General features: G+C 68.6%; 11 protein-coding genes and 4 pseudogenes. 8 read left to right on the top strand and 7 right to left on the bottom strand.

Annotated elements, in window-relative coordinates; all coding sequences use genetic code 11:
- Nucleotides 1-157: 157 nt before the first annotated feature.
- Nucleotides 158-937 carry a hypothetical protein gene (locus tag ACFU7Y_RS28110; protein ID WP_380770046.1) on the bottom strand — a complete coding sequence of 260 codons (780 nt, stop codon included), beginning with the start codon at nucleotides 935-937 and terminating at the stop codon, nucleotides 158-160.
- A 944-nt stretch (nucleotides 938-1881) separates the two neighbouring features.
- Here ACFU7Y_RS28110 and zapE point away from each other — a divergent pair.
- Together zapE and ACFU7Y_RS28100 are read left to right on the top strand one after the other, a co-directional pair.
- Nucleotides 1882-2301, top strand: a complete 420-nt coding sequence (zapE, locus tag ACFU7Y_RS28105) for an AFG1/ZapE family ATPase (RefSeq protein ID WP_380770045.1) — start codon at nucleotides 1882-1884, stop codon at nucleotides 2299-2301.
- A gap of 12 nt (nucleotides 2302-2313) precedes the next feature.
- Nucleotides 2314-2553: pseudogene (locus tag ACFU7Y_RS28100) on the top strand (transposase family protein); the annotation flags it as partial.
- A 450-nt stretch (nucleotides 2554-3003) separates the two neighbouring features.
- On the opposite strand, the pseudogene ACFU7Y_RS28095 reads toward ACFU7Y_RS28100, so the two are convergent.
- A pseudogene (locus ACFU7Y_RS28095) lies at nucleotides 3004-3165 on the bottom strand (ATP-binding protein); the annotation flags it as partial.
- 179 nt (nucleotides 3166-3344) lie between these two features.
- Here ACFU7Y_RS28095 and ACFU7Y_RS28090 point away from each other — a divergent pair.
- On the top strand, nucleotides 3345-3743 hold the full coding sequence (locus tag ACFU7Y_RS28090; protein WP_380770044.1) for a squamosa promoter-binding protein 15: 399 nt from the start codon (nucleotides 3345-3347) through the stop codon (nucleotides 3741-3743).
- A 93-nt stretch (nucleotides 3744-3836) separates the two neighbouring features.
- Here the strand turns inward: ACFU7Y_RS28090 and ACFU7Y_RS28085 are convergent, their stop codons facing one another.
- Nucleotides 3837-4520 carry a hypothetical protein gene (locus ACFU7Y_RS28085; RefSeq protein ID WP_380770043.1) on the bottom strand — a complete coding sequence of 228 codons (684 nt, stop codon included), beginning with the start codon at nucleotides 4518-4520 and terminating at the stop codon, nucleotides 3837-3839.
- A 158-nt stretch (nucleotides 4521-4678) separates the two neighbouring features.
- Here ACFU7Y_RS28085 and ACFU7Y_RS28080 point away from each other — a divergent pair, with 158 nt between their 5' ends.
- Nucleotides 4679-6232 carry an ISL3 family transposase gene (locus tag ACFU7Y_RS28080; RefSeq protein WP_380770042.1) on the top strand — a complete coding sequence of 518 codons (1554 nt, stop codon included), beginning with the start codon at nucleotides 4679-4681 and terminating at the stop codon, nucleotides 6230-6232.
- Nucleotides 6233-6365: 133 nt separating this feature from the next.
- Here the strand turns inward: ACFU7Y_RS28080 and ACFU7Y_RS28075 are convergent, their stop codons facing one another.
- Both ACFU7Y_RS28075 and ACFU7Y_RS28070 read right to left on the bottom strand, forming a co-directional pair.
- Entirely contained in the window at nucleotides 6366-6878 is a 513-nt protein-coding gene (locus ACFU7Y_RS28075; protein WP_380770041.1) for a DUF1877 domain-containing protein, read from the bottom strand.
- Nucleotides 6879-7077: 199 nt separating this feature from the next.
- Nucleotides 7078-7695 (bottom strand): tetratricopeptide repeat protein, encoded by a 618-nt coding sequence (locus tag ACFU7Y_RS28070; RefSeq protein WP_380770040.1) that lies wholly within the window; start codon nucleotides 7693-7695, stop codon nucleotides 7078-7080.
- Nucleotides 7696-7793: 98 nt separating this feature from the next.
- Here ACFU7Y_RS28070 and ACFU7Y_RS28065 point away from each other — a divergent pair, with 98 nt between their 5' ends.
- The 3 genes and pseudogenes from ACFU7Y_RS28065 (at nucleotide 7794) to ACFU7Y_RS28055 (ending at nucleotide 10152) form a co-directional block, all read left to right on the top strand.
- Nucleotides 7794-8654, top strand: coding sequence for a DUF4158 domain-containing protein (locus ACFU7Y_RS28065; protein ID WP_380770039.1), 861 nt, complete (start codon nucleotides 7794-7796; stop codon nucleotides 8652-8654).
- A 1-nt stretch (nucleotide 8655) separates the two neighbouring features.
- Nucleotides 8656-9498, top strand: a pseudogene (locus tag ACFU7Y_RS28060) (serine/threonine-protein kinase); the annotation flags it as partial.
- Nucleotides 9499-9612: 114 nt separating this feature from the next.
- The gene (locus ACFU7Y_RS28055; protein ID WP_380770047.1) at nucleotides 9613-10152 is read left to right on the top strand and encodes a peptidylprolyl isomerase; all 540 of its coding nucleotides are present in this window, start codon (nucleotides 9613-9615) and stop codon (nucleotides 10150-10152) included.
- A gap of 198 nt (nucleotides 10153-10350) precedes the next feature.
- Here the strand turns inward: ACFU7Y_RS28055 and ACFU7Y_RS28050 are convergent.
- Nucleotides 10351-10834: pseudogene (locus ACFU7Y_RS28050) on the bottom strand (Tn3 family transposase); the annotation flags it as partial.
- Between the two features lie 173 nt (nucleotides 10835-11007).
- Between ACFU7Y_RS28050 and ACFU7Y_RS28045 the strand changes: the two are divergent.
- Nucleotides 11008-11637 (top strand): MucR family transcriptional regulator, encoded by a 630-nt coding sequence (locus ACFU7Y_RS28045; RefSeq protein ID WP_380770038.1) that lies wholly within the window; start codon nucleotides 11008-11010, stop codon nucleotides 11635-11637.
- Between the two features lie 285 nt (nucleotides 11638-11922).
- Here the strand turns inward: ACFU7Y_RS28045 and ACFU7Y_RS28040 are convergent, their stop codons facing one another.
- Nucleotides 11923-12105 carry a hypothetical protein gene (locus ACFU7Y_RS28040; RefSeq protein WP_380770037.1) on the bottom strand — a complete coding sequence of 61 codons (183 nt, stop codon included), beginning with the start codon at nucleotides 12103-12105 and terminating at the stop codon, nucleotides 11923-11925.
- Between the last annotated feature and the right edge of the window lie 157 nt (nucleotides 12106-12262).

Raw genomic sequence — 12262 nt, 5'->3', positions numbered from 1 at the left:
AAGAGCAGGTCAGCGACCCGAACTCCATCAGCCACGCCCAGGTGATGCCCACCCATCTGCGGCCCAGCGCGAACCCCTCAATCAGCGACAGAGCCAATTCGTGTGGTGTCGCCACGCTGAGTTACAGCTGACGGGTAGGGCACTGCGAGTCTGCGTGTCAGAACGGCGGATCTTCGGTGCCGCCGCCTGTCCCGTTGTTTGCCAACCAGTAGTCAAAATCGGCCAGGCGTGCTTGCAATTCACGGGATGCAATGTCGTTCGCGTTTTCCAGGTCACTGGTGTCGTGACCCCAGGTGTTGAGCGCATTCAGGGCACAGTCGCGGTGGTAGCGGTTGGTGCTGGTGGTCAGCAGGTAACGGGCGTGTTCGACCAGCTCGGCCCGGTGTGTAGTGAGCCTGGGGTCCTCTGTGAGGGGGATGGCTGCGACGAGGGCCTCGTCGCGTACTTTCGCATTGTTATGGCAGAGGAACGGCTGAACTGCGGAGTAGATAGCCGGGCGCAGGCTCCGAAAGGCGCGCGTGTCCGGGCATGCTTGGAGAAAACCTTCGCCGAAAAGGTACTCGGCGTCGTAGGCGGTGGCGCCGAGCCTGTTCAGTAGCGACGCGCGGGTGGGATGGTGTGATGGCACGTCAGCGCCGTGGTCGAGGTCGCCCACTTCGGTGGCCGGATGGTTGAGGATGGCTGCGAAGTACAAAGCTACCGGCACGGTGGCTTCGTAGATGGTGTTCTGGTGGTCCACCTCATCGCTCACGTCCTTGACGGCAGCTGCCCTGACGGCCGGGTTGGGGTCGAGGAGATGTGCCAGGGCGGTCGGCAGGGATTCGCCCGTCCCGTAGGGGGTGGCGAGCGATGCCCAGTCTGTACCCTCGAGAAGCTCCTGATAGTGGGGCAACCTGTCGGGATAGAGGTACTTTGTCCAGCTGACGCGGTTGGTCACAGGCCGAGGCTATAGCGTCGCCACGAGAGCGTTGTGCGTGGTGTCATCTACTGAGCAGGACACGCTTCCTGATCAGGTAGCGGTGTCAGGGACCGGTTACTTCGAGTGCTGGCGTACGTCCTCGTCGCTCAGTGATCTTCGGACCGGCACAAGGCGGCGACGGCAACTGCCTGTGACCGGGCCTGGACTTTCTCCCCGGCCTCCACGACTCCGATGGCCGCGAGCCCCGAAGTCGGCGCCAAGTGACTCCCCCTTGAAACTGCCCCGCCCCTGACGCAGGTTGACCCCGAACCCGGCATACTCAATGCCGTTGACGAACCCCTCACGCGTGGGTTCCTGCAACTCCCCGACCAGAAATCGGCGAACCCGCTCGCTTTGCCCGGCGGCCACGTGGACCCCGGCGACACGAGCCGCGACGCGGCCGCCCGGGACTGGAAGAGGAGACCGGCGTCCGGGTGGACGCCGCGGACCTGCTCCAGCTCGGCGCCTGGGACACCCCCGGCCGCGACCCCCGCGGCCGGTACGTCACCGTCGCCTACCTCGCCGAAGTCCCGGACAACACCCCGATCACCGCCGGGGACGACGCCCGCACCGCCCGCTGGTGGAAGTGGAACGAGCCCCCGGAGCAGCCCTGGGCTCCTGTCGTAGGGTGCGTGCCGTCCTGCCGCGCTCGCGCGCCCACGCCTGGTCGTCACCATCGGCGCTCCCAGCACCGGCAAGTCCACCGCCGCCGAGGCCTTCGCCCCCGCCGCCGTGCTGAGCGCCGACCAGCTGCGCCTTCTCCATTTCCGCTGGTCAACGGCCTGGGAGTGGGAACCGCGGTCGGGCGGGTGCGGAACGTCCCGTCGAGCCCCGCCTCACGCCGGAGGATCTGCGAACGGGCCAAGGACCAGGCAACTCCCGGTGATCTTGATGGTTCTGATGCCCTGCTATGGTCCGGGCCCGTGACGGACAGGGTGCAGAAGCAGTACGAGGCGATGCGTGGGCACTTCCACCGGGCCGCGGGGCAGCACGGATTCACGCTCGACCCCGCCCAGGAGTTCCCGGTCGAACGACTCAGCCGGCTGGCCGGCGAGCTGGCCCACCCGGCCTGGCGGCTGCGCCGCAGTCCGCGGCATCTCTACCTCTGGGGCCCGGTCGGCCGCGGCAAGAGCTGGCTGGTGAACACCTTCCTCGACGGGCTGCCGACCCCGCGCAAGCGACGGCTGCACTTCCACGACTTCTTCCGCCGACTGCACGAGGGTGTCGCCCACCACGCCGAGAGTCAGACTGCGGACGGCGCGGCGGTGGACCGAGCCGTGGACGAGCTGCTCGGCGTCGAGAAGTTGCCTGAAATTCGTCAGCGACCGGCGCGTGGTGGCTGACAGTGCGGGACCGTGGATGATCTGGTGCCCCAGCTGGAGGGGCTGCTGTTTCCGTCGGTCGCAGGCGTCACCGTGCCGTCGGTCGACGCGGACATCGAGTCGGTGAACGTGAGGGTCAAGTCCTCGGCGGTGGGGCACAGCTGCCCGGGCTGCGGTGGATGGTCGACCCGGGTGCACAGCTCCTACCTGCGGTTTCCCGTTGATGGTCCGGTCGGGGGGAGACGGGTCCGGCTGAGCCTGCGGGTGCGGCGCTTCGTGTGCGGCGACCCGTCGTGCGGGCGGCAGACCTTCGTCGAGCAGATCGAAGGGCTGACCCGCCGCCACGGCCGGTGGACCGAGCAGTTGCGGGCGACGCTCGCTGCGGTCGGCCTGGCGCTGGCCGGGCGGGCCGGTGCCCGGCTGGCAACCGTGTTCGGGGTGTCGGTGAGCCGGAGCATGGTGCTGCGGCTGGTCGGAGAGCTTCCCGATCCGCAGCCGCCGGCCCCGCGGGTGGTGGGCGTCGATGAGTACGCGACACGTAAGGGTCGCGCCTACGGGACGGTGCTGGTCGACGCCGAGACCCGACGGCCGGTGGACCTGTTGCCCGACCGGGAGGCGTCGAGCCGCGGTTTGCTGTTCCGCGCGGGCTCGGGTGGTGGCGAGGCGGTAGGAGTCGGTACCGGTCTCGATTTGCTTCTCGTCCGCGGCCTCGACCAGCTCGTTGACGAGCTTGGCGGCGAGGACGTACTTGACCCGGAAGCCGGCCATCGCGGCCTCGGCGCCCAGCGCGATCAGCAGGTGGGACTTGCCGGTCCCGGAATCGCCGATGAGGCAGAGCGGCAGGCTCTTCTTGATCCACTCGCAGGTGGCGAGGGTGTGGATCATCGCCGGGTCTGTAGGTTCCACGATTCGGTTTCGAATGGGGGTGCCATGACCTGCGGCATCTAGCGAGTCCGCGTGATCTGTCGTGCGGACCCGTCCGCGATCGCGTGTCGAATCCCTCCCGCGGTCCACCGTGCGAGAACTCAGTGGCAGGACGACCAGCGCTTGTGTTGAATTCTGGCGTGAGCCACATCGCCAACGTCATGATCTCTGTCGATTCGGACGATCGACCCGCTGCCGAGGAACTGAGCCGGTGGTTGCAGACCTCTGCCCCGCGTCGGGGTTTCGGCCCCGGCACTGTCGGATGGGTCGGCTCGCTCAACGAGACCACCGGTAGCGACACGCAATGGGGCGGCGGCAAGTACCCGGAGTGTGACGTCTATGCCGGAGCGCTCAACCATGCCGACCTGGCTGGGCTGGTGGCGCATGTTGAGCGCATCGCCTGGGAGCACCCCGAGTTCGTCCAGCTGTTCGTGATGGACCAGGAACAGGTCTACTTCCGTGTGTGGATGTTCCACGGTGCAAAGCTGCGGCAGATTGTGCCCGACGGCCGGGAAGAAGAGGTCTGGTCGAACGGGTGACGCTCCTGACCTGTCACGTCGGGCTCCGCGTCGCGGTGTCGGCGCGTCGAATCCCTTCGCGGTGCCGCAGCGGTTGGTGCCTGTGACCAGACACTACTGCCGTGTCTCGAAGGCCAGCCTGAGGCATTCTGGGCTGGTGCCGAGAGCGCGTGCCGTGGCGGTCGGTGACATCCGGCGGGTCTGCATGAGCATGGCTGCTTCGGTGGTGTCAGGCAGGATCAGCCCTCGGCCAGGCAGGTCGAGGTGGTCGACCAAGGCGAGTGGTGGGGACCAGGTCACGGGCTCTGTGATGTCGTGCAAGGTGAGGTAGTCCGCGGCGTGCCGATCAAGCGCGTCCAGAAGGGGTGCCGTCAGGATCACTGGCATGGCTTGAGATCGGGAGCTGGAGTCCAGGTTCAACGATCTTGATGGCGAGTAGAGGTCGGAGCCGGTCATCCGCTGGTAGAGGAACCGGCGCACGGCCGGCAGCCGATAGTGATCTTCGGGGTGCATTCCGGTCTCGTCGCAGATCATGAGCCAGGTGACTTCCGGGAGCAGTCTGTTTCCGTTCAACGTTCGGCGTCGCGCGTAGTCGATGGGCACTGCCTGCTCGTACAGGTACTCGGCGAGCAGGCAGATTGCCGTGAGTACGTCGGTGCCGCCTTGGGCGATCTGGGGCAGGAAGCGTGCGAGCCGGAGTGATCGTTCGATCGGCCCTTTGTCGCGGCCAGTCCGGAGTCGAACCGGCTGGATCGAGATCCCCATCCGAGTGCAGACGCTGGTCAGGTACTCCGACACGAAGACCTTCCCGTGATTGTCGACGGTCAGGTAATTCGGCTCTGGCGACGATCACGTGACGGGTGTTGGTGGGAGGGGCATGCTACGGGTGATCATGTCCCGCGTGCGAATCACTCGGTCTTGGTCTTGAGGTCCTGTTCCCGCACTTCGAACATGTCGTGGTCGAAGACGTCGCCGCGGACGAGCAGGAGGTCGTGTTCGTCCTGCGGGCGAAGGCGGGAGGCGCGCTGTGCCCCGGATGTGGCGGCCTGTCAGCGCGTGTGCACGGACGATATCGACGGTCGTTGTCGGACACGCCACTCGTGGGCCGCCGCTGCCGGGTGTTTGTCACGGTTCGCCGGTTCAAATGTCCGCAACCCTCGTGCGACAGAGCGACGTTCGTCGAACAGATACCGGAGTTGACCAGGCCCTTCGCGCGCTACACGCCGCCGATGACGGCGGCGTTGACCGCGATCGCGCTCTCGTGCGCGGGCAGGGCGGGGGCCCGGCTGGCCGCGGCCCTGGGTATGACGGCCGGGCGCGACACGCTGATCAGGCTCATCCGTGCCCAAGCAGACCCAGCCGTCCCGGCCGTGATCGAGGTGCTCGGTGTGGACGACTTCGCGACCCGCAAGGGCCATCGCTACGGGACGATCCTGGTGGACATGGCCACCCACCGGCCCATCGACGTTCTCGCGGACCGGGAGGCCGAGACGTTCGCGGCCTGGCTGGCCGAGCATCCCGGCATTCGGGTCATCTGCCGAGACCGCGCCGGGGGCTACGCCGAGGGCGCCCGCGCCGGAGCACCCGAGGCGATCCAGGTCGCCGACCGGTTCCACCTGTGGCAGAACCTGTGCCAGGCCTGCGAAAAGGTCGTCATCACACAGCGCTCCCAGCTCGCCGAGCCCGAGCCGCAGGCCACCGAGCCCGTCACGGGCCAGCCGGCCTTCACCCAGGCGCCGCCGGTCCTCGCAGCCCCGCCCGAGAAGACGATCGTCACCCGCATCCGCCGGGACTACGCCGAGATCCAGCGGCTGCTGGCCGAAGGCCACAGCCGCAACGCGGTCAGCCGGATCACCGGCCTGTACATCGCCACGGTACGCAAGTACGCCGACGCCGGATGCGTCGAGGACCTGCTGGCCAAGACCCTCCAACGTGCCAGCAAGATCGACGCCTTCAAGGAGCACCTGCACCGGCGCTGGAACGAGGGCGAGCACAACGCCACCACCCTGACCTGGGAGATCACCGAACTCGGCTACACCGGCAGCGAGCAGACCGTCCAACGCTACCTGCGACGCTACCGCGACGGGCGCCCCGCACCCGCCCCAGCCCCGAAACCGCCCACCGTCCGCGAAACCAGCCGCTGGATCCTGACCAACCCGGACCACCTCGGCGAGGACGACACCCTGGCACTCAAGAAGATCCTCGAACGCAGCCCGGAGCTCGCCCGCCTGGACAAGCACGTCCGCGATTTCGCGAAGATCATGAAGGGACTGCGCGGCCAGGAGATCGAGCAGTGGATCGCCGCCGTCGAAGCCGACACGCTTCCCGCCCTAACCTCCTTCGCCACGAACCTGCGCCGCGACCTGGACGCGGTGCGCAACGGGCTGACCCTCCCGCACTCCTCCGGCGCCGTCGAAGGCAACGTCAACCGCATCAAGATGCTGAAACGCCAGATGTTCGGCCGGGCCAAGTTCGATCTCCTGCGTAAGCGAACACTCCTCACGCACTGATGACTGTCACGTGATCGTCGCCAGAGCCGGTAATTCCCCATGGCTGTGGTCACGTAATTCCCCATGCCTTGCCCGCGGGCTTGAGCCGGCCGCTCCGGTCCCTGCTGTCGGCTGATCGAGGAAACCTACTGGGTCAGTCCCACCACAGCACGACGAGAAGGCCCCTTCGGGCAGCCTCCGCGTAGAACTCACGTAGCGCACCGAAGTGGCCCAGCAGGTACTCCGTTGGATCACCGATGAACCCGTAGCCGAGCTCGGATCCCGCGCCGCTGTCCAGGACCGACTGGAGGATCGCCTGCATGTCGATCTCTCCGAGCAGTGCCGACACCCGGGCAACTGCGTCTGGACAGAGGGCCGTCGGAGCGGAGTTACTGAAGAAGGCGATCGCATGCGGGTTCGCGTTGAGGAAGTCCAGATCGATGCCGCTGTCGCCATCGGTCGCGCGCTTGAGCGCCTCCAGGTGGACAGCATTGAGTCGCGTCAGTTCGCAGGCACGCTCCAGCATGGCCGGTGCCCAGTCGAGATCCAGACAGTCCGCAGGCGGCGGATCCCAGTGATGATCTCCGTCGGGTGATTCTTCGGCTGACTGACGGCAGGCGGCGAGGTACTCCGCCGAGACTCGGGCAAGTTGCTGGGTGACGGCCATGACGGCAGTATCCCGACGCTGTCCACCAGATTTGTCGCTACTTCACCGGGGCCCGTCCGGCCCCGGCCGAAGCTGGGACACCGAGCCACGCTGGCGATGGATCGAGATCCGCCTCGGCGGCCGGTGGCGGCCCGGCCCCCGCCCCGGCCGAGTAGCCACCCACCCCATCGACGGGACCAGTCCGGCCGGTTCCCAGGGCTCAGCTGTGGCCCTTGGCGCGCTGGGCCGCTGCCGCCGCTCTTGCGTAGAGGGCGTGCTGGCGGTACTCGGCGGCGGCTTCGGACTGTCCGTCCGCGTCGAGAACATCGGCGGCGAATCGGTAGGCGTGGGCGAGTGCGGGTCCGTATATGCCGGGGTTGTCGGCGAGGTACGGGCCGACGGTCTGGACCGCCTCGGCGGCGTCCCGCCACGCGCCCGCGCAGTCGCCGGGAAGCAGGGAGCGGCCTCGTTCGGTCAGCGTCCACGACAGCCCAACCCGCGAATCCGCCGTGCTCCGATGGGTGGGCCCCAGGACCCGCACCCGACCCCCCACCACGGACCGCAGCAGGGCAACGGCATCGCCAGTGCGTCCGGTGCCCTGGTAGGCGTGGGCGAGGTTGTTGCGGGTGGTGAGGGTGTCGGGTGCGTCCTCGCCCAGGACCCGCACCCGGTCCTCCAGGGTCTGTTCGAGCAGGGGGATGGCGCGGTCCAGGTCGCCGGCGTCCCGGTAGGCGTGGGCGAGGTTGTTGCGGGTGATGAGGGTGGCGGGCGCGTCTGCGCCCAGGACCCGCATCATCGTCTCCAGGGTCTGATGGAACAGGGGGATGGCGCGGGTCATGGGCTGCCGTTAACGACCGTGTCACGAGCCCCAAATGCGGGGTGATCTTTAGTCGTTTGTCCGCGTTGACCTGGGGTTGTCCGGCATGATGCGGGGCTATGGGGCGGCAGCCAGTGGGCATGGACGAGCTGGTGGAGCACTGGACGGTGCTCGATGACGAGGCGGACCTGGTCGCGGGGAAACGTGGCGGGACGCGCGTGGGCTTCGCGCTGCTGCTGAAGTTCTACACCCGGCACGACCGGTTCCCGCGGGGCCGAGTGGACTTCCCGGACGAGGTGGTGGAGTTCGTCGCCCGGCAGATGCACGTGCCGGCCGCCGACTTCGAGTCCTACCAGTGGACCGGCAGCACGATCGAGTACCACCGTGCCCAGACCCGCGAGCACCTGGGCTTTCGGGTGTGCTTGGCGCAGGACGCGGAGAAGCTGACGGCCTGGCTGGCCGGCAACCGTCGCGCACGCCGAGCGGAACGCGGACCGGGTGCGCGAGGAGCTGATGAAACGGTGCCGGGGGGAGTTCATCGAGCCGCTGACGCCGGACCGGATCACACGGATGGTTCGCTCCGCCCTGCACACCGCGGAGGAGACCTGGTTCACCACGGTCTTCGCCCGGCTACCCGATCCGGTGCGGAAGCGTGCGCTGCCCCTGGTGTCGACCGCGCCGGAGGTGACCGAGGACGCGGGCGGAGCCGAGGGCGACCAAGACGAGGAGTCGGTGCTGGCGCTGGTCAAGGCGATGCCGAGCAATGTGAGTCTGGAGTCGATGCTGCGGGAGATCCGCAAGCTGACGGCGATTCGGGCGATCGGTCTGTCGGCGGGGCTGATCGCGGACGTGGCGCCCAGGGTGCTGACCGGCTGGCGGCAGCGGGCGGTAGTCGAGTCCCCTCCCACCTTCGCCGCCGCTCGCCGGAGTCCGCGCTCACCCTGCTGGCCGTGCTGCTACGGCCTGCTCGCCGACCGTGAGATGGAGTACACCCGAGGTTGCCAGCAAGGGGGCATCAATGTTCGAAATGAGGGAGGCGTAGTAGTGCGAGACCAGCTGTTTGGGAGCCGCTATCGGTTGGTGCGGCAGCTCGGCCAGGGCGGAATGGGGCAAGTGTGGGAGGCACAGGACGAGACGCTGGGCCGGCCCGTCGCGGTCAAGGTGATCTCGCTGCTCGCCGACGGTGGAAGCCGCGGCGACGAGGCACGCGCCAGGTTCCTGCGCGAGGCAAGAATCACCGCCCGACTGCAGCACCCCAACATCGTGACCATCCACGACCTCGGCGAGACCGACGCCAACGGCATCAGGGCCCCGTTCCTGGTGATGGAGCTGGTCCGAGGCGAGGGCCTGGACACGATGCTGCGACGAGGCGTCGTCAGCTTGCCGGATGCGGCCCGCTGGGGCGCCCAGATAAGCGACGCACTTGCTGACGCGCACAACGCCGGAATCATGCACCGAGACATCAAGCCGTCCAACATCCTCATCACGACGTCCGGCACCGTGAAGGTCCTCGACTTCGGCATCGCGCGGGCGACCGACGCGACCGCGGACCGACTCACGCAGACCGGCTTCATCGTGGGCACACCCCCCTACATTGCCCCCGAACAGGCACGCGGCCTCCCCGAACCGCGCAGCGACCTGTACGCCCTCGGCTGCCTGCTCTTCGAACTGATCACTGGCCGAACGCCGTTCCAGGCCCCCGACTCCGTGGGCTACCTCACGGCCCACCTCACCCAGGAACCGCCCGCCCCCAGCTCGGTCTCCACCGGCATCCCCTTCGCGTGGGACGACCTCGTGCTGAGGCTGCTGCGCAAGGACCCCGCCCAGCGGTACCCGACCGCCGCCGACCTCTCCCAGGCACTGCGACGACTCGACCGCGCCCCCGAGCCCAACACCACGCCGGGCACGACTCCGCTCTCCTCTACGACTTCCAACACCGTGGTCGGAGAACTGTTCGCTACCATCAAGACCAACTACGGGAACATTCGGATCAAGTTGTTCCCGAACCACGCGCCGAAGACGGTTCAGAACTTCGTCGGCCTCGCTGACGGCACGCGCGAATGGACCGACCCGCGGACAGGCCTGCCCGGCCAGGGTCCGCTGTACAACGGCGTGGTTTTCCACCGGGTGATCAGCGGCTTCATGATCCAGGGCGGTGACCCGACCGGCACCGGTACCGGCGGCCCGGGGTACGAGTTCGACGATGAGATTCACCCCGTCCTGCAGTTCACCAAGCCGTACCTGCTGGCCATGGCCAACGCCGGCAAGCGGAAGGGCCGGGGTACCAACGGATCGCAGTTCTTCATCACCGTCGCCTCCGCGACGTGGCTGAACCGCGAGCACACCATCTTCGGCGAGGTCGCTGACGCCGCGAGCCGGAAGGTCGTCGACCGGATCGCCACGACCTCGACCGAAAGAAAGACAAACCGCCCGCTTCAGGACGTCGTGATCTCCGAGATCGTCGTCGAGAAGCGCTGACACCACGTTCGCGTGCGGTGGTGGAGTCGATGCTGACAAGGGACAGGAGAACACCCGGGAAGGCGTCGCCGCCGAGGCAGCCGGGAAGGTGCTGGGCCGCCCGGCCGCACTGGAGAGGGCCAGGCCGCCGACGTCGTGGAGGCGTACGGCGAAGGCGTCGCCATCAAGTCCCTCGCCCGCCCATGCCCTCCTGGGGTGCTGGTAGAGCTGGCCGGCGCGGCCGTGGAAGATCTTGCGGGCGAGTGCGTGGCGGCCCTCCTGCAGGTTGGCCTGGGCCTTGATCTGCCTGCGGTAGGACGGCTCGTAGGCCAGACGCAGGATGTGCAACGTCTTGGCGATCCGGCCGTAGTGGGCGATCGCGTCGCCGAGCACCGTCGGCCGGCCGTCCCTCGACAGCATGCGGATCACGTCGTAGGCCCGCACCGCGCCGGTGTGGATGGAGCCGATGATCCGCAGCATGCCCTCCCAGGTCCGCTCGATGCGCTCCAGGCCGATCCGGCCGCGGGCGGTGTCGTTGAACAGTCGGCGGCGCGTCGATGCGTCACAACTTCTGGTCGGGCAGGTCCGCCAGCTGCGGTGCGTAGGCGAACCCGGCCGGGGTGAGCAGGCCGAACACGGTGTCGGACGAGGCAGTGTCGGTGACCACCGTCTCCGGGCACCGCCCGCCGTCGCGGTCGTAGAGAGTCCAGGACGTACGCCGGGCGCGGGACAACGCCGAGCGCGAGCTCAACGAGCTGATCCGCTCCGCGATGCTCAACCGGAAGGTCACCAAGGTGAGGGTCAAGGACCTGGAGAAGGCCGCCGACCTCACCCGGGGACGGCTCTACCAGATCCGCGACGGGCGCCGCTGACCGCATGGACACCGCCGACGACGCCGCCCGTCTGGTCACCCGGCGGGAGGTCGAGCCCTTCCTCGGCTACGCCCCCGGCAGCCTGAAGGCCGTGATGCAGCAGCAGCGCGGCCGCTGGCCCGACCCGGTGGCCTGCCGCAGGCGCGACCGCGCGCTGCTATGGGAGCTGGACGCCCTGCTCGCCGCCGCCCGGCCGGCCGCCGAGGTGCGCTCGCGGCGCCCGGACGGCGCCGACACGGACGGGCTGGTCACCTGCCTGGTGTGCGGGCGCCGCTTCCGATCCCTCGCACCGCACCTCACCCGCGTCCACCGGATATCGGCCGCCGCGTACCGTGCCGAGCACGCGCTGCCCGCCGGTACCACGCTGATGGCCACGGACGTCCGGCGCGCCCTGTCGCACAGCCGCCTCGAAGCCATGCCGCCGACCCGGACCTGCTCGAACCCATGCGGGCCTCGGCGCCCGCGCCTGACGTACTCGCCCGCCGCTCGGCCGCCGCCCGCGCGGGCACCGACGACCTTCCCGCGGTACGCGCCGCCCGCAGGGCCGCGGCCCTGCGCACCCTCCCGGCCGCCCAGCAGGCCCGAAAGAACGCCCTGGAAGCCACCGCCCGGCAGGCGGGCTTCACGTCGATGACGGCGGCGATCGACGCCACCCGAGACCTGTCGAGCCGTGTCGCCGCAGAGCAGATAGGCGTCGCGGCGAGCACCGTGAAACGCTGGCGCCGACTGCCCTCATCGTGAGGCCGTGTGGCGACCAAGCGGAGTAACCAGGCGCAACGTCAGAGACCACCCGACACGACCGCGGCCAGGACGACGACCAGGGCGCCGACGTCGAACCAGCCTGGTGGTGACGAACCCGTCGATTGCCCGCGCGGTGTCGGTGGCGGCTGGGAAGCTGGGCGTCATGAACGACGAGGCGCTACTGCGGGGCCGGGCAGGCCAGCCAGGAACGCGCCATGCTCAAGGCGGCGTGGATCCGGCCGACGTCGAGCAGGTGTTCGCGCCAGTGCCTCACCGCCTGCTCGCCCGGAATCGGGACTCCTGGGCGCAGGGCCTCGGGGAAGGTGGCGGTGACGGCGGAGCAGGTGTCAGGTCTTCGCACGGCCGGCCTGCGGCAGGTTCACGAACTGGTCATGCCGGAGGGCTCGTCGCCGTCCTCGACGCCCTAGAACGCTCCTGAAGATCTTGTTGGTGGAGGGGTGTCCCGGGTGGGGATGCCCCTCCATCGTTATGCGGCGGTGGGGGCGAGGGTCCAGGTG

This window comes from Kitasatospora sp. NPDC057542, from assembly GCF_042801945.1.
Taxonomy (GTDB): Bacteria; Actinomycetota; Actinomycetes; order Streptomycetales; family Streptomycetaceae; genus Kitasatospora.
The sequence above is the reverse complement of the archived record's forward strand: the minus strand, read 5'-3'. Positions and strand labels throughout refer to the sequence as shown.

What these genes read in the sequence shown, in the direction of transcription:
- ACFU7Y_RS28075 (WP_380770041.1), bottom strand. Translation starts at nt 6,878, where the DNA reads ATGGCCGTCACCCAGCAACTTGCCCGAGTCTCGGCGGAGTACCTCGCC.
- ACFU7Y_RS28070 (WP_380770040.1), bottom strand. Translation starts at nt 7,695, where the DNA reads ATGACCCGCGCCATCCCCCTGTTCCATCAGACCCTGGAGACGATGATG.
- ACFU7Y_RS28065 (WP_380770039.1), top strand. Translation starts at nt 7,794, where the DNA reads ATGGGGCGGCAGCCAGTGGGCATGGACGAGCTGGTGGAGCACTGGACG.
- ACFU7Y_RS28045 (WP_380770038.1), top strand. Translation starts at nt 11,008, where the DNA reads ATGGACACCGCCGACGACGCCGCCCGTCTGGTCACCCGGCGGGAGGTC.